The sequence below is a fragment of the Neorhizobium sp. T25_13 genome, from assembly GCF_002968675.1.
In the GTDB taxonomy this organism is placed as follows: domain Bacteria; phylum Pseudomonadota; class Alphaproteobacteria; order Rhizobiales; family Rhizobiaceae; genus Neorhizobium; species Neorhizobium tomejilense.
This window is the reverse complement of sequence record NZ_PVBI01000006.1, coordinates 405,651-419,328: the sequence shown is the minus strand read 5'-3', so window position 1 is coordinate 419,328 and position 13,678 is coordinate 405,651. Positions and strand designations below refer to the sequence as shown.

At 62.4% G+C, this 13,678-nt stretch carries 20 protein-coding genes; 5 read left to right on the top strand and 15 right to left on the bottom strand.

The window, feature by feature from the left end; translation table 11 throughout:
• Positions 1-191: 191 nt before the first annotated feature.
• A complete protein-coding gene (locus tag C5J22_RS17235; RefSeq protein WP_105439190.1) occupies positions 192-587 on the bottom strand; it encodes a helix-turn-helix domain-containing protein in 396 nt (131 codons plus the stop codon).
• A 123-nt stretch (positions 588-710) separates the two neighbouring features.
• On the opposite strand from C5J22_RS17235, the gene C5J22_RS17230 reads away from it, so the two are divergent.
• On the top strand, positions 711-1,469 hold the full coding sequence (locus C5J22_RS17230; protein WP_105439189.1) for an SDR family oxidoreductase: 759 nt from the start codon (positions 711-713) through the stop codon (positions 1,467-1,469).
• A 41-nt stretch (positions 1,470-1,510) separates the two neighbouring features.
• On the opposite strand, the gene C5J22_RS17225 is transcribed toward C5J22_RS17230, so the two are convergent.
• The 5 genes from C5J22_RS17225 to C5J22_RS17205 all read right to left on the bottom strand — a co-directional run bounded on the left by C5J22_RS17225 (position 1,511) and on the right by C5J22_RS17205 (position 5,105).
• Entirely contained in the window at positions 1,511-2,041 is a 531-nt protein-coding gene (locus tag C5J22_RS17225; RefSeq protein ID WP_105439188.1) for a dihydrofolate reductase family protein, read from the bottom strand.
• A 26-nt stretch (positions 2,042-2,067) separates the two neighbouring features.
• On the bottom strand, positions 2,068-2,751 hold the full coding sequence (locus tag C5J22_RS17220; protein WP_105439187.1) for an alpha/beta fold hydrolase: 684 nt from the start codon (positions 2,749-2,751) through the stop codon (positions 2,068-2,070).
• Between the two features lie 192 nt (positions 2,752-2,943).
• On the bottom strand, positions 2,944-3,756 hold the full coding sequence (locus C5J22_RS17215) for a VOC family protein (protein ID WP_105439186.1): 813 nt from the start codon (positions 3,754-3,756) through the stop codon (positions 2,944-2,946).
• 75 nt (positions 3,757-3,831) lie between these two features.
• A complete protein-coding gene (locus C5J22_RS17210) occupies positions 3,832-4,311 on the bottom strand; it encodes a DUF1579 domain-containing protein (protein ID WP_371412627.1) in 480 nt (159 codons plus the stop codon).
• A gap of 41 nt (positions 4,312-4,352) precedes the next feature.
• The gene (locus C5J22_RS17205) at positions 4,353-5,105 is read right to left on the bottom strand and encodes a thioredoxin family protein (RefSeq protein WP_205837191.1); all 753 of its coding nucleotides are present in this window, start codon (positions 5,103-5,105) and stop codon (positions 4,353-4,355) included.
• A gap of 57 nt (positions 5,106-5,162) precedes the next feature.
• Between C5J22_RS17205 and C5J22_RS17200 the strand changes: the two genes are divergently transcribed.
• Complete coding sequence (locus C5J22_RS17200; RefSeq protein ID WP_172746671.1) at positions 5,163-5,618, top strand: MarR family winged helix-turn-helix transcriptional regulator; 456 nt, start codon at positions 5,163-5,165, stop codon at positions 5,616-5,618.
• Between the two features lie 71 nt (positions 5,619-5,689).
• Positions 5,690-6,064 carry a TfoX/Sxy family protein gene (locus C5J22_RS17195; protein ID WP_046664447.1) on the top strand — a complete coding sequence of 125 codons (375 nt, stop codon included), beginning with the start codon at positions 5,690-5,692 and terminating at the stop codon, positions 6,062-6,064.
• A gap of 12 nt (positions 6,065-6,076) precedes the next feature.
• Here C5J22_RS17195 and C5J22_RS17190 read toward each other — a convergent pair whose 3' ends face one another.
• A complete protein-coding gene (locus C5J22_RS17190; protein WP_046631314.1) occupies positions 6,077-6,499 on the bottom strand; it encodes an organic hydroperoxide resistance protein in 423 nt (140 codons plus the stop codon).
• Positions 6,500-6,655: 156 nt separating this feature from the next.
• On the opposite strand from C5J22_RS17190, the gene C5J22_RS17185 reads away from it, so the two are divergent.
• The gene (locus C5J22_RS17185; protein ID WP_105439184.1) at positions 6,656-7,141 is read left to right on the top strand and encodes a MarR family winged helix-turn-helix transcriptional regulator; all 486 of its coding nucleotides are present in this window, start codon (positions 6,656-6,658) and stop codon (positions 7,139-7,141) included.
• A gap of 58 nt (positions 7,142-7,199) precedes the next feature.
• Here the strand turns inward: C5J22_RS17185 and C5J22_RS17180 are convergent, their stop codons facing one another.
• The 5 genes from C5J22_RS17180 to C5J22_RS17160 form a co-directional block, all read right to left on the bottom strand.
• Complete coding sequence (locus C5J22_RS17180) at positions 7,200-7,607, bottom strand: DUF6766 family protein (RefSeq protein ID WP_105439183.1); 408 nt, start codon at positions 7,605-7,607, stop codon at positions 7,200-7,202.
• Between the two features lie 62 nt (positions 7,608-7,669).
• A complete protein-coding gene (locus tag C5J22_RS17175; protein WP_105439182.1) occupies positions 7,670-8,554 on the bottom strand; it encodes an aminoglycoside phosphotransferase family protein in 885 nt (294 codons plus the stop codon).
• A 61-nt stretch (positions 8,555-8,615) separates the two neighbouring features.
• Positions 8,616-9,317, bottom strand: a complete 702-nt coding sequence (locus tag C5J22_RS17170; RefSeq protein ID WP_105439181.1) for a L,D-transpeptidase — start codon at positions 9,315-9,317, stop codon at positions 8,616-8,618.
• 223 nt (positions 9,318-9,540) lie between these two features.
• Positions 9,541-10,317: a L,D-transpeptidase gene (locus tag C5J22_RS17165; RefSeq protein ID WP_245440433.1), complete on the bottom strand. Its 777-nt coding sequence runs from the start codon at positions 10,315-10,317 to the stop codon at positions 9,541-9,543.
• 121 nt (positions 10,318-10,438) lie between these two features.
• Complete coding sequence (locus C5J22_RS17160) at positions 10,439-10,906, bottom strand: Rrf2 family transcriptional regulator (RefSeq protein WP_105439179.1); 468 nt, start codon at positions 10,904-10,906, stop codon at positions 10,439-10,441.
• 136 nt (positions 10,907-11,042) lie between these two features.
• Here C5J22_RS17160 and C5J22_RS17155 point away from each other — a divergent pair, with 136 nt between their 5' ends.
• Positions 11,043-11,924, top strand: a complete 882-nt coding sequence (locus C5J22_RS17155; RefSeq protein ID WP_105439178.1) for an NAD(P)/FAD-dependent oxidoreductase — start codon at positions 11,043-11,045, stop codon at positions 11,922-11,924.
• Between the two features lie 32 nt (positions 11,925-11,956).
• On the opposite strand, the gene C5J22_RS17150 is transcribed toward C5J22_RS17155, so the two are convergent.
• The 3 genes from C5J22_RS17150 to C5J22_RS17140 form a co-directional block, all read right to left on the bottom strand.
• Positions 11,957-12,376, bottom strand: coding sequence for a thiol-disulfide oxidoreductase DCC family protein (locus C5J22_RS17150; protein WP_105439177.1), 420 nt, complete (start codon positions 12,374-12,376; stop codon positions 11,957-11,959).
• A gap of 26 nt (positions 12,377-12,402) precedes the next feature.
• The gene (locus tag C5J22_RS17145) at positions 12,403-13,356 is read right to left on the bottom strand and encodes an alpha/beta hydrolase family protein (protein WP_371412625.1); all 954 of its coding nucleotides are present in this window, start codon (positions 13,354-13,356) and stop codon (positions 12,403-12,405) included.
• Between the two features lie 109 nt (positions 13,357-13,465).
• Entirely contained in the window at positions 13,466-13,672 is a 207-nt protein-coding gene (locus tag C5J22_RS17140) for a hypothetical protein (RefSeq protein ID WP_105439175.1), read from the bottom strand.
• Between the last annotated feature and the right edge of the window lie 6 nt (positions 13,673-13,678).

The window sequence follows — 13,678 nt, the reverse complement described above, 5'->3', positions numbered from 1 at the left end:
GGGGTTGGGGAGGGGCCTTCAACCAGTATAAAAACCCCGCCCGCCTGCCGGCCACCCTCCCCACAAGGGGGAGGGTTAGGGACGCCGCACCGTCTCACGTCCCATATGCGATCGTCCGGCCGTCAAAACGGGGAAGCGGTGGTGGCAGCCGGATAAGGACATACCTTCCCTCCCCTCCATAAGGAGAAAACTCAAGCGCCCCCGTTCCGCTCCTCGAAGGCTTTTCGCGCCGCCTCGATATCGGCGTGGTGGACCGCTGCCCATTCCCAGACCGCGCAGAAGGCGGCGCTGAGGCTTCGGCCGAGTTCCGTGAGGTTGTATTCGACTTTCGGCGGGATGACCGGATAGACCTTGCGCGACACGAAACCGTCGCGTTCCATCTGCCGCAGCGTCTGGGTCAGCATCTTCTGGCTGATGCCGCCGGTCAGCTTTCCGATCTGCGTGAAGCGCAGCGTGCCGTGTTCTTCCAGGACCTCGAGGATCAGCATGGTCCACTTGTCGGCCACCTGGCCGATGATGCCGCGCACCAGTTCTTCCAATACCGGGTCGATCTCGTCGGGGATTTCACGACCCGAGGGTGACCGCATCGAGCGAATTCCTTGATCCACAGTCACTCTCCTTTTGGTGCGTATAAATCTTTTGGGTGCCTTCTTCCGAGAAGAGATTGATAGCCGTATTTTCCGGCCACGCAACACGGAAAGGCGACGACCATGAAAATGAACGGCAATACGATCCTCATCACCGGCGGCAATTCGGGCATCGGCCGGGCTCTCGCCGAGGCGTTCCATGCGCTCGGCAACCAGGTGATCATCACCGGCCGGCGCCAGGCAACACTCGACGCGGTGACCGCCGCCAATCCCGGCATGAAAGGCATGGCGCTCAATCTTGCCGATGCCGAAGCCATCAAGTCATTCTCCGCCGCGCTCACGGCCGCCTATCCGTCGCTGAACGCCGTCATCAACAATGCCGGCATCATGGTGCCGGAACATATCGGCGCCGGCTCGGATTATCTCGCGACCGCCGAAGAGACGATCACCGCCAACCTGCTTGGTCCGATCCGGCTGATCGCGGCGCTGCTGCCGCAGTTGAGCACCCAGAAAGATGCCGCGATCCTGACCGTATCCTCGGGCCTTGCTTTCGTACCGATGGCGCTGACGCCGACCTATTCCGCCACCAAGGCCGCCATTCATTCCTATTCGATGGCGATCCGCGAGCAGCTCAAGGATGCGAGGCCGCAGGTGATCGAAATCGTGCCGCCCTATGTGCAGACATCCCTGATGAGCGAGCGCCAGGCGAGCGACCCGAACGCCATGCCGCTTGCCGATTTCATCTCAGAAGTGATGGATATCCTGACGCGGCAGCCGGACGTCAAGGAAGTGGTCGTCGAACGCTGCAAGCCGCTGCGTCATGCCGTCGAGAACGGCAATTTCGACGCGATGTTCAACGGCATCAATTCGATGAGCCACTGATTACCGACGCGTCGACGCAATCGGTCTGGCGAGGAAGGGATTTAAGCGGGCACGTATGTCAGCCTGATCACCTCCTCGCCAACGCGATCGGTGGCAACAAGGCGGAGCGGCGGCCGCGGGCCGGCGAAGAATGGCTTGCCGCGACCGAGCACGACGGGGTGGAGGTAGAGCCGGTATTCATCGACAAGACCGAGGTCGGTCAGGCTTCCCGCGAGGTCCGGTCCGGACACCGAAATCTCCCCGGCGAGCCGAGCCTTCAGGTCACGGATCGCCGCCTCGACGTCACCTTCGACGAGCGTGGCGTTGGGGCCGACAGACTTTAGCGAGCGCGACACGACCCACTTCGGCAGGCGCCGCCAGGCCGCGGCGAACTCGTGGCGCTCGGCATCCCACTCGGGGCGGTCTTCGTCCCAATAGCGCATGGTCTCGTACATGCGGCGGCCGTACACACTGCCGGTCAGATCACGGACGTGCTCTATCCAGTGACGAAAGAGCGCGGGGCCTGTCTCCATTTTCTCGTGGTCGACATAACCGTCGAGGGACAGGTTCATTCCAAAGATGAGCTTCGCCATGCTTGCAAAATCTCCTCGCAGTGTATTCAGGCCGCCTCGATCAGCAGCCCGCTCAGTTCGTCCGGCATGTCGATCGGGATGTCATGGCCGCAGGCAAGCTCCCGCACGGTCCAGCCGGGGGCGCCGCGATATTTCGCCGACATCTGGCCGAACGGCCCGTCCCAGCCGGTCGCGACGATGAAGGTCTTTTTGGGCACGCGCTCGTAGGCGCCGGTGACTTTCAGTTTCTGCCGCAGCGTGCCGGAAGGTTGCGGCGTGGCCTTGGGAGCGGTCCAGACCTCGTCCTCCTCGCGCAGATAGCCGACAGGGCCTTCCGGTGCCGCGATCATCGGTGCGGAATAGTCTCCCTCCGGGTCGTAGTCCGTGAAGCTCATGCCGTCCTCGGGAATGAAGGCCTCGACATAAACGATCGAGCGGATGCGTTCGGGGATGCGCTCGACAACGCCGGTGGCGACGATGCCGCCATAGGAATGGCCGACCAGCACGATATCCGTCAGGTCCTTGTAGACCGCCTCGTTGACGATGTCGTCGATATGGGTGTCGAGGTTCACGGACGGGCCTGCCAGGTGCTTGCGCTCGCAAAGCCCGGTCAGCGTCGGCGCGTAGGCGCGGTGGCCTCCGGCGTGCAGGCGGTTCAGCACCCTCTCCCAGGACCAGCCGCCGGTCCAGGCTCCGTGAACGATCAGGAATGTCAGTTTTCGATCCGTCATGGTCTTCCCCTTCAACCAGTTGCGATTTGCAATTGGTTGAAGCTTACCAATCCAATTTCATTTTGCAACCAGTTTTTATCGAGGCATAAAAGGGGAAGGCCCTCACCCTTTGGCGACATGCGGGCGTCTCCTTCAACGCCTCGCATATCCTTCAGGATAAGGGCCAACACCTGCCAAAACAGACTGTGCCGCTTACTTCTTCGCGGAAGTCAGCGCGAAGAATGCGCCCTGCGGATCGAGCGCCTGGACGATCCAGGAGCCGCCGGGGACTTCCATCGGGCCGTGGACGACCTCGCCGCCGCCTGCCGTCAACCGGGTGATGGCGGCGTCGATCGAGTCGACAATGAAATAGTAGCACCAGCAGGCCATCGGCACTTCCGCCGGCTTGGTCATCATGCCGCCGATCTGACGACCGTTATGGGAGAAGATGTGGTAGACGCCCATCGGACCCATGTCGAAGTCCTGGTCGAGCGTCCAGCCGAACATCTTGCCGTAGAAGTCCATGGCTTCCTTGCCGTTGCCGGCATAAAGTTCCCGCCAGCCGACATTGCCGACGGCGTCCGCGGCAAGTTCCTGCGGCGGATTTTCCATCGGCAGCGGCGTCATGATGCAGATGACAGCACCATGCGGATCGGCAACGACCGCGAAGCGGCCGATGCCCGGAATGTCCTCCGGCTCGCGCTGCACGCGGCCGCCATTGGCGACGAAATCCCTGGCCATCTGGTCGACGTCGTCGACTGCGACATAACCCGTCCAGTTCGGCGGAATCTTGCCTTCGAGTTCCGGCGGAAAGTTCATCATGCCGCCGATGCCCGGGCAATTGTCGCCCTCGCCCATCTCGAACAGGAAATAGGCGGGCATGTCGGGCATCGACATTTCCTTGACTTTCCAGCCGACCACCGACGAATAGAATTTTCCGCCGGCATCGGTATCGGGCGTCATCAACTCGACCCAGATGAATTTGCCATGGGTCTCCGATCTGGTCCCGGTCACGGTCTGCAACATGGTCGTCTCCTCTCCGAATGACTGCGCCGTTCGGCACGTTTGCCGTTCGGCGCGTTGATTGAGCACCCGCAAGGCTCAGCGCTTGCGGGCGTAATGTGCTTCCATGAACTGCTGCCAGGTGCCGTCCGGCTGTTTGGCGCTGGAATTGAAGGTCCGGTGATCGTCGTCGGTGAAGATGATCTGCTCGCGGTAGTCGCCGGTCTTGCCGGGATTGGCGAAATCCGGACCGGTCGTGTAGAGATTGAGCGTCGATCCGTCGTCCGACACCTCCCCCTCGTAGACCCAGAGATGGTTCATCATCGTGCCGAGCCAGGTACCGACATATTTGCCCTTGGCCGGATCGTAGCCGAGGGTGAGAATGGTGGTGGCGGGGCCACCGCCCCCCGGCATCTCGCCGCTGCCTTCGGCAACGAACCAGATGCCGTTCAGCGATCGGCAGACCTCGACCCATTTTTCGTCATGGCCCATGCTGGTGGACGTCACCTCCCAGAGGCCGACCATTCTTTCCAGAAAGCCGTGTTCGGCCTGGGGTTTGGGCATTTCCATCGCGCTCATCTTTTCCTCCTCCTCTTTTCGAAGCTCCAGAATGAACCCGTTCAATGGCAGCAGGATGAAGCCGTCTCTTGTGGTTTCTGTTCGTATTCGTCGTGACGCTTGACGAAGTTCATCGTCGAGTCCTCGTTGCGACCAAGCGGCGCCCGGTCGAGGATCATCAGCGTGCCGATCAGCTCTTCGCCGCCTCGGGCATAGCTGGAATAGGTATGAAAGGCCTCGCCCGCCTCGTTCCTGTAGAAGGCTGAAAGGCCCGGCAGTTCATCATGCGCCTCGGACGGCGGCACTTCGCGGAAGTTATAATACACCTTCTCCTTAGCAAGGTCTTCCTTGGAAAAGGAAACGTGATAGTCGAAATTGAAATCGCTGCCGAAGGACGAGACCCAGGGAAACTTCCAGCCCATGCGCTTCTTGTAGGCCTCGATCTTGTCGAGCGGCGCGCGGGCGACTGCGATGAAGGTGACGTCGTGGTTGTTGAGATGCGGCAGCGTGCCGTCGATATGGTCCGACAGGAACGAGCAGCCGAGGCAGCCGGCATCCCAATCCGGACCGAGCATGAAGTGATAGACGATCAACTGGCTGCGGCCATCGAAAAGATCGGCGAGCGACTTTCTGCCCTTCGGGGTGTCGAACACATAATCCTTGTCGACCTTGACCCAGGGCATGGCCAGGCGCTCGGCGCGCACCTTGTCGCGCAGCTTCGTCTCTTCCTTCTCCAGCGCCAGAAGTCTGCGGCTGGCTTCCAGCCATTCCTCGCGGCTGACGACAGGGTTTTTCGGGGACATGGTGACATCCATGACAGGCCTCCTCTTATGCTTGACAGAATAAGTTGATATCAACATACTCTTTCCATGCTGTCAAACACCCCGACCATAGAAGTGATTCCCTTTTCGACGACGCTGCTGGTACGCGACACGTGCCTCTGCCTGCATGTGCAGCGAGCGGCGCGGGCGCTGGCCCGACGTTTCGACAATGCGATGAAGCCGATCGGGCTCACCAACGGGCAGTTCTCGCTGATGATGTCGCTGAACCGGCCGCAGCCGGCGCCGATGGGCCAGGTCGCCAGCCTGCTCGCGATGGACCGGACCACGCTGACGGCGGCACTGAAAGTGCTGGAACGGCGCGGCCTGGTGGAAACCACCGTCGACCCGAAGGACCGGCGCGGCCGGCTCCTGCGCCTGACGGACGACGGAATGACCATGCTTTCCGCCGCACTGCCGATCTGGATACGGGTGCATGCGGAGGTCGACGCGGAGCTTGGCGAGGGCGGCCCGGAAGAGCTGCGGGCGACGCTGGGCGTGATCAAGTAAGGCGGCGGCTTGACCGGAGGCGGGTGCCGGAGAGATAACCAGAAACCGCCGACCTCGAATTCCGAGAACCTATGTCCCTTTCGACCTCACGCCAGATGGCTTTAGACATTGCGGATCGGCTGACGTCGGTCGAGCCCGCCACGGTGACCCGCTATTTTGCCGGCGCCGCGATACGCGTCGGCGGCGCACAAATCGGCTTCGTGATGAAGAACTCGCTGTATTTTCGCGTAGACGATGAAAGCAGGCCGCAGTTCGAAGCGCTGGACTCGCGCCCCTTTTCCTACAAGACATCCGCTCGGAATGTCCTTGTCGCGAGCTACTACGAAGTGCCGGCCGATGTGCTCGACGATGACGACCGGCTCAACGATTGGGCAACGGCCGCCTATCGCGCGGCACGGTCGTCGCCGGACAGCAAACAAAAGAAAGCGGCCGGAGCCGCTTCCTGAAAGAGGCCTGCCTCAGGCGACCGTGACCGGGACTTCGGTCGAGGTGCGCATCGCGTGGCTATAGGGGCAGACGATGTGGGCCTTGGCGGCGAGGTCTTCGGCAACCGACCGTTCGACGCCCGGGATGCTGACCAGAAGCGATACTTCGATGCCGAAACCGCCGCCGTCTTCGCGCGGGCCGATGCCGACAGTCGCCGTCACCTTGGCGTCATCCGGGATCTTTACCTTTTCCTTGCCGGCGACAAATTTCAGCGCACCGAGGAAGCAGGCGGAATAACCGGTGGCAAAAAGCTGCTCCGGGTTGGTGCCGCGGGCACCGTCGCCGCCGAGTTCCTTCGGAACCGTCAGCGTGACGTCGAGGACGCCGTCTTCCGAGGCGCCATGGCCGGCGCGGCCGCCGGTGGCGGAAGCCTTGGTGGTGTAGAGAATAGGCATGGGTCTAACTCCCTTGGTTCTAGTCCTGGGTGATAAATATCGTCCGCAATTCAATTGCGCACAATCTAATTACGCGCATTGCATTTTCCCGTCAAGCCTGCGAAAATGCGTTTGCTGAAAAAGATAGAGCACAGGCACGTGAAGACAGGACCGGCCATGCAGAAAAAAGCAGGCAACGCGGATAATTTCGAGATCGAGCTCGATGCGCAGCTGTGCTTTGCGATCTACGGCGCGGCGCATGCCTTCACGCGCACCTACAAGCCGCTGCTCGAGCCGCTCGGCCTTACCTATCCGCAATACCTGGTGATGATCGCGCTGTGGGAAGAAGACGACCAGCCGGTAAAGGCGATCGGCGACCGGCTTGGGCTCGATTCCGGCACGCTCTCCCCTCTCCTCAAGCGGCTCGAACAATCCGGCCTCGTCGCCCGTAAACGCGACCGCGACGACGAGCGGCAGGTGAAGATTTTGCTGACGAAAAAGGGAACGGAGCTGAAAACCCAGGCGGCCGGCGTCGCCGGTGCGATCGGCAAGGCCGTCGGCTGCAGTTTCGAAGAGGCGGTGGCGTTGCGCGACGAACTGATCGCGCTGAAGCAGAGGCTGACCAAGACGGGAAGCGAAAAAGACCCACTGCCCTCTGCTTGACAGACCTCCATGACCGGCCGAGGCCGGTCGTCACCAGATTGCAATGAAGCCGTCGGGCTCACGGCTTGTGGGCTTCGGGTTCGTCGGTATGGCGGCCCGAATATTGCTCGTCCAGTTCCCGGATCACGCCTTCGCCATCGATCGGATCCACCTTGCGGAGGATAACGTCGATCTTCGCCTCCAGCCGGTCGGACCCTTCCTTCGATTGCGGCGAGCCCAAAAACAGGAAGAAGGCCAGGCCCCCGACCTGCCAGAGCAGCTGCAGGAATTCCGACTGCCAGTTTTCAAAAGTGTCGCGCAACATTTCCGTCAGATAGGGGGAAAATTCGACCGGCTGTCCGTGTTCGGCCTGTTCCTGCACGAAGGCAAACCAGCCGAACAGCCAATGCCCGACAAGACTGAAAACGAAAAATGCCAAGGTTATCCAGGCGTAGCTATACGCCCGCCATAGTGAATGCTGCTGCATGGCTTCCTCCAGAACGCCCCGCGCAAAGTAACGACAAAGTTCCGAGGTGGTTCCCGCAGAGATCAGGTTCGACTTAGGTGATCTGAGACGATCCGGTCGATCCAGCGGCGGTGCTGTTCCTTGACCAGCGGGTTCGTTCCGGGTTCGCCGGCAACCGTGATCAGCGCCTTCCACAGGCACCAGCCACGCGCCCTTTCCCAGGTCTCAGCGTCGAACCCCACCCGGTTGCGGAAGGCGCGGGCCGCCGGTTCGTCGAACAGGGTCCAGGCGATGACGAGGTCGCAGGCCGGGTCGCCGGTGCCGGAACTGCCGAAATCGATGACCGCGGCAAGCCGTCCGCCGCGCACCAGGAGATTGCCCTCGGCGACGTCGCCATGCACCCAGACCGGCCTGTCCTTCCAGGTGGAGGCGAGCGCCCGTTCCCAGATTTCGGTGATCAGCGGCACATCGATTTCGCCGGAGAGGATGTCGATCGAACGACGTGTCTCGTTATCATAGACCTCCAACGATCCGCCGCGGAAAAAGTTATGGGTGCCGGCCGGCGGGCCGTCGGATGCGTCGATTTTCCAGAGCGCCAGGAGGAAATCCGCGAGGTCCTCTGCAAAAACGGTGAGGTCGGCGATCGTCTGGAGGCTGGATCGGTCACCCGCGATCCAGGCATAGATCGACCAGGGCCAGGGATAACCCTCGCCCGGCTTTCCGAGCCCGAGGGGTACGGGAATGGGAAGCGGCAATCGGGGGCCAAGCGCCGGCAGGAAGCGGTGCTCCTTCTCCACCTGCGCGACGTAACGCTCGGCGCTGGGCAGGCGGACCAACATGGTGTCGCCGAGATGGAAGGTGCGGTTGTCCCAGCCGCCGTTCGCGACCGGCCGCACGTCCAAGCCCGCCCATTCGGGGAATTGTTCGGCGATCAGCCCTCTGACGAGAGGGACATCGATTTCAACCATGTAAACCTCCCGGCACGGCGGATCAGGCCGGGTTGATAGCAGCCCTCTGTGACAGAAAAGCCTACTGCCACACCACGATGCGCGCTTTTTCCGGCACGCGGTCGTAGAGGTCGATGATATCCTGGTTCATCAGCCGCACGCAGCCGGACGACGCGGCGGTGCCGATCGAATTCCATTCCGGCGAACCGTGCAGGCGGTAGAGCGTGTCCTTGCCGTTCTGGAAGATGTAGAGCGCGCGGGCGCCCAGCGGGTTCAGAAGGCCGGGCGGCATGCCGCCGTTCTTTGCCGAATACTTGGTCAGTTCCGGCTGGCGCGCGACCATCTCGTCCGGCGGCGTCCATTTCGGCCATCTCTGCCGCCACTGGATGACGCCCTCGCCCTGCCAGGCAAAACCCTCGCGGCCGATGCCGACGCCGTAGCGCATGGCGGTGCCGCCCGGCTCGACGAGGTAGAGGAAGCGAGAGGCCGTGTCGACCACCACCGTGCCGGGGCGTTCGCCGGTCGGATCGACGACCTGCTGGCGATAATAGCGCGGGTTGACCTGGCGATAGGGGATTGCCGGGATGACGAAACCGCCATCGACCACGGTGCCGTACATGACATCCAGTTCCGACGACGGGCCTTCAATAGGCTCCGGACGGAAGGCAACCGTCGTCGCCAACGGGCGCGGCACGGACGAGGCACAGCCGGCAAGCGTGGAGGCGGCGCCCGCGCCGAGGAGAGACAAAAAACTCCGGCGGGAAAAGGAAGGGTTCAGGATCATCTGAGGCAGGACCGCTCGATAGTAAACGCAGGGAACAGCAAAATCGCTCTTTAACGGCAGGGCGATCGAAAGGTTCCGACTCGCTCCTTGAGCTGGAGGATAGGTCTGCGGTCCTTAATCAACTATTCACGAGATTTACACGGCGGTTCAAACCCTTGAGATGACGAATAAAAAAGAGCGGCAACGCCGCTCTTTCCGTCCATTGGAGGAGGTGTTTCCGTGGTCAGATGACCACGATCGGCGTGCCCGAAGGAACGCGGTCGAAGAGGTCGATGACATCCTGGTTGAGCATGCGCACGCAGCCGGACGAGGTCTGCTTGCCGACGGACTGCCAGTCCGGCGTGCCGTGCACGCGGTAGAGCGTGTCCTGGCCATCCTTGAAGATATAGAGCGCGCGGGCCCCGAGCGGATTGTTGAGGCCCGGATTGGCACCGCCCTCGGCGGCCGAAAATTTGCGCAGGTCCGGCTGGCGGGCGACCATCTCGTCCGGCGGCGTCCAGCGCGGCCATTCCGCCTTGCGCTGGATCACGCCGCGGCCCTGCCACGAGAAACCGGCCTTGCCGAGGCCGACGCCGTAGCGGATCGCCTTGCCGCCCGGCTGCACGAAATAGAGGAAGCGCTCCCTGGTATCGACGACGATCGTTCCCGGCGCTTCGTTGGTGCGGTAATCGACGTCCTGGCGCAGATACCGGGCATCGATGCGCGAATAGGGGATGGCCGGGAGCGTGTGGCCGTCGTCGCGGATGACGCCGTACATGGCCCGGTGGACCGGATTGGAAACCGGCAATCCATAGGTCTGGTGGAAAGTCGACGGATAGAGCTGGCGCTTGTGCGGAATGGCGCCCGGCATCGGAGGCGGCTGGTTCGACGGCGGATCGGCATAGGGCGCAACGTTGAAGACCGGCGCCGTCTGCTGCACGAAGACGTCCGGGTTCATCCGGCTGGTATCGGTGACCAAGGGAATCTGGCAGCCACTGAGCGCCACGGACGCGGCGAGCATGACGGAAAGGCCAAGGGGTCGGCGGAAAGGTCGAAAGGAGAATGGCATGGTAACCCGCTTCCAGCAGATGAAGTCCCGCCGACAATGGCAGATGCGGCTGGCGCGAGGCTGGTGGAACCGCTCATGCGTGCCAGCCAGCACCGGCATGGGCCGCCAATGCCGGATGGCGTGCCATGCGAGCATCGAAGTCGCGGGCGATATCTGCCAGTGTCACCTTGCCGAAGCGGCTGAGAAGCAGCTTTTCTGCCTCCTCGAAAGCTTCGGAAAGGGCTGCATTGACCGCCTGCTCCACCAGGCATGCCGGCTGGTCGCAGGCCGGGCCGACCGCAAAGACCGCAGGTTCGCCGACCGCTTCGTAAATGTCGAGCAACGTCATTTCCGACAGGGGGCGACCCAGTCTCCAGCCGCCGCCATGGCCCTTTTCCGAGCTCACATAGCCCTTCTCCCGGAGCCCCGCCATGGTGCGGCGGACCACGACCGGATTGGTGTTGAGCATCGCGGCAATGGTTTCCGACGTGGCCGCGCCTTCGTGGCGATCCATATGGATCAGCACATGCAGCATGCGGGACAGGCGGCTGTCATGTCTCATCGCGGCGCTCCCTGCGCGTTTTCGGCCATGCATTCCTAACACGCGCATTCATTCGCAACAACATAAGTTACGAACCTATTGACCGCGCCTCATCATGTAACTTATGTTGTTTCAAGACTCATGAGGAGGATTTCGCATGGATTACGAAGCGATCGTCATCGGTGGCAGCTATGCCGGCCTCTCCGCCGCCCTGCAGCTCGCCCGCGCCCGGCGGCGCGTCCTCGTCATCGACGATGGCCGCCGCAGAAACCGTTTTGCCGAGACTTCTCATGGGTTCCTCACCCGCGACGGGGAACGGCCCGAGATCATTGCCGGCGAAGCCCGCTCCCAGCTGCTGGCCTATCCGACCGTCGAATGGCTCGACGCGCGGGCCGACGATGCCCGGAAAAGCGACGCCGGTTTCTCGGTGACATCAGGGGGTAAAGAGCTTGCGGCGAAACGGCTGGTGCTAGCCATGGGCGTCAAGGACCACCTGCCCGAGATCCCCGGCCTGATCGACCGGTGGGGCAAAAGCGTCTTTCATTGCCCCTATTGCCACGGTTACGAATTGAACCGCGGACAGGTCGGCGTGATCGGCGTCTCCGCCATGTCGATGCATCACGCGCTGATGCTGCCCGACTGGGGACCGACCACCCTGTTGCTCAACGATGCGTTCCGGCCTGACGAGGAACAAGCCGGCCAGCTGGCGGCGCGCGGCGTCACCATCGAGGAAACCCCGATATCATCGATCGGCGGCCATGCCGAAATCCTGCTGCAGGATGGCCGGGCCTTGAGTTTCGCCGGACTTTTCGTGCTGTCGCGGACGGAATTGGCAAGCCCCATTGCCGAACAGCTCGGCTGCGCCCTGGAGGACGGCCCGGTGGGCAAATTCATCCGCACCGACATGACCCAGCAGACCAGCATTCCCGGCGTTTTCGCCTGCGGGGACGCAGCCCGCGCGGCGGGCTCGGTGGCGATTTCCGTCGGTGACGGCGCCATGGCGGGCGCGGGGACGCACCGGTCGCTGATGTTCGGGTAATTCTTACGACACCCTCTTCAAGGGATGCGGCTTCACAGGATGCGGCGGGCCTGTTCCGGTGACGGAAGCCAGCAGGACTCTCGCCGTCCAAAGATGCGATAGCGATTTCTGGCAACCAGGCGGTAAAGCGGATCGCGAATGAACCGCGGCACCAGCCTGACGATCGACAGCGCCTGCCAGGGCCATCCGAGCCCTTCATAGATTGCCAGGACCGCATCGCTGTCGCGCAGGACGCTCTGCCCATCCACGACGATCATGGTTTCGGGGTTTTCAGGATCGATGCCGCACCGACGGTAAAGCGCTGTACCGACCTCGCCCTGCATCGACGCCAGGCGGAACCTTGCGGCGCGATCATGCCGAAGCACGAACTGCGCGTTGGCCGAACACAGGACGCACATCGCATCGAAGACGATGATCGGCCCGTTCCAATCCATTCCGTCACTGCCGCTCATACATGCGCTCCGGCAAAGGCTCGGCCTTAACCCGTGACCTGGTTGAAGAAGCGGATACTTTCGGCGACCGCGCCCGGCACAACGCCGTTGTGGTTGCCGGGCAGTAGCTTGGCCTCGATCTCAACGCCGGCGGATTTCGCCCGGTCCATCAGCAGCCGGTGATCGGCGTCGAAGGGCCGCTCCTCGGTGCCGCGCAGCAGGAGCGTCGGGCATTTGAGACTGTGTCCGAAGCAGACCGAGGAGCGCATGATGAATTCCTTCTGGTCGCTCTCGTCGAAACGCACTTCCCGCTCGAACCGACCGAAATAACGCCAGGAATTGACACCCGCCGAGATCGGCGCAGAGGCGCGGAACTTTCGCGTCATCGAGGCCAGCAGCGCCAGCGTGCCGCCATTCGAATGGCCGGCGAGGAAGAAGCGGTTCTTGTCGATCCCCGGCAGTTGCTCCAGATAGGCGGCTGCCGCCAGCGCATCCGAAGTCTCGTCGTAGAAGCCCGAATAATTGCCGGCCTGGCCATTTTCGCCGCGGAACGAGGGCAGCATCACGACATAGCCCGCTTCCCAATAGGTCTTCATCAGTTCCCAATGGCCGTCGCCGGTGGCGTTGCCGCCATGCAGGAAAAGGACCGCGGGCTTCAGTTTCGCGGAGGGCTCGTAGGTCGAGATCCAGGCGATCAGTTCGATCGAGCCGTCCGGTCCGCCGCGATACATCACCTTCTTCGAACCGGCGGGCGTGCCGAGCGGGGGCGACTGTTCCGGGGATGGGCCCTTGCGAATGAGGTTGGTGCGGAAATGCCGGCGAGCATCGCCGTAATCCTGCTTTTCGAGCGGAGGGACCTCAGGCACGGGAAACTCCGCGCGGGCCGCGGCCGGCAGCATGGCCGCAATCGAAAGGCCGGCGGCACCAGCCAGCAGGGCACGGCGGGTCAGACCGCCGTCTTCCATGAGATTTCGGGGAGGAAGGATGCGGTGATCTGTCATATGTGATGAGCCTGAAGAGCGTTTCGCCGGGCCGATATCAGCATTTGCAGGAAACGCTGTCCATTCACTCATTCGCGAACTTCATAGGGAAACCCGAGGCTTGGATTGCCTACAGCTTCTTCGCGCGCATCGCATCCTTCTCCTTGCGCCACTGAACGAGCGCCTGAATGAACGGTCCGGCAGTCACGCCAAGAACAGCGCCGCCGACCACCCATCCGAGAGCAGCGCCGCCCAAAAGTTCCTGGCCGACATAAGCGGCTGCGACGCAGCCGATGAGCGCGACAATGCCCTTGATGATAAAGCTCGATTTCGTCATGTCGTT

Excerpts from the sequence above, each read along its gene's own strand:
- C5J22_RS17225 (WP_105439188.1), bottom strand. The coding sequence starts at position 2,041 with ATGGCGAAGCTCATCTTTGGAATGAACCTGTCCCTCGACGGTTATGTC.
- C5J22_RS17220 (WP_105439187.1), bottom strand. The coding sequence starts at position 2,751 with ATGACGGATCGAAAACTGACATTCCTGATCGTTCACGGAGCCTGGACC.
- C5J22_RS17140 (WP_105439175.1), bottom strand. The coding sequence starts at position 13,672 with ATGACGAAATCGAGCTTTATCATCAAGGGCATTGTCGCGCTCATCGGC.
- C5J22_RS17230 (WP_105439189.1), top strand. The coding sequence starts at position 711 with ATGAAAATGAACGGCAATACGATCCTCATCACCGGCGGCAATTCGGGC.
- C5J22_RS17170 (WP_105439181.1), bottom strand. The coding sequence starts at position 9,317 with ATGATCCTGAACCCTTCCTTTTCCCGCCGGAGTTTTTTGTCTCTCCTC.
- C5J22_RS17195 (WP_046664447.1), top strand. The coding sequence starts at position 5,690 with ATGTCCCTTTCGACCTCACGCCAGATGGCTTTAGACATTGCGGATCGG.
- C5J22_RS17160 (WP_105439179.1), bottom strand. The coding sequence starts at position 10,906 with ATGAGACATGACAGCCGCCTGTCCCGCATGCTGCATGTGCTGATCCAT.
- C5J22_RS17205 (WP_205837191.1), bottom strand. The coding sequence starts at position 5,105 with ATGGATGTCACCATGTCCCCGAAAAACCCTGTCGTCAGCCGCGAGGAA.
- C5J22_RS17210 (WP_371412627.1), bottom strand. The coding sequence starts at position 4,311 with ATGAGCGCGATGGAAATGCCCAAACCCCAGGCCGAACACGGCTTTCTG.
- C5J22_RS17215 (WP_105439186.1), bottom strand. The coding sequence starts at position 3,756 with ATGTTGCAGACCGTGACCGGGACCAGATCGGAGACCCATGGCAAATTC.
- C5J22_RS17235 (WP_105439190.1), bottom strand. The coding sequence starts at position 587 with ATGCGGTCACCCTCGGGTCGTGAAATCCCCGACGAGATCGACCCGGTA.
- C5J22_RS17185 (WP_105439184.1), top strand. The coding sequence starts at position 6,656 with ATGCAGAAAAAAGCAGGCAACGCGGATAATTTCGAGATCGAGCTCGAT.
- C5J22_RS17155 (WP_105439178.1), top strand. The coding sequence starts at position 11,043 with ATGGATTACGAAGCGATCGTCATCGGTGGCAGCTATGCCGGCCTCTCC.
- C5J22_RS17175 (WP_105439182.1), bottom strand. The coding sequence starts at position 8,554 with ATGGTTGAAATCGATGTCCCTCTCGTCAGAGGGCTGATCGCCGAACAA.
- C5J22_RS17145 (WP_371412625.1), bottom strand. The coding sequence starts at position 13,356 with ATGACAGATCACCGCATCCTTCCTCCCCGAAATCTCATGGAAGACGGC.
- C5J22_RS17150 (WP_105439177.1), bottom strand. The coding sequence starts at position 12,376 with ATGAGCGGCAGTGACGGAATGGATTGGAACGGGCCGATCATCGTCTTC.
- C5J22_RS17190 (WP_046631314.1), bottom strand. The coding sequence starts at position 6,499 with ATGCCTATTCTCTACACCACCAAGGCTTCCGCCACCGGCGGCCGCGCC.
- C5J22_RS17165 (WP_245440433.1), bottom strand. The coding sequence starts at position 10,317 with ATGCTCGCCGCGTCCGTGGCGCTCAGTGGCTGCCAGATTCCCTTGGTC.
- C5J22_RS17180 (WP_105439183.1), bottom strand. The coding sequence starts at position 7,607 with ATGCAGCAGCATTCACTATGGCGGGCGTATAGCTACGCCTGGATAACC.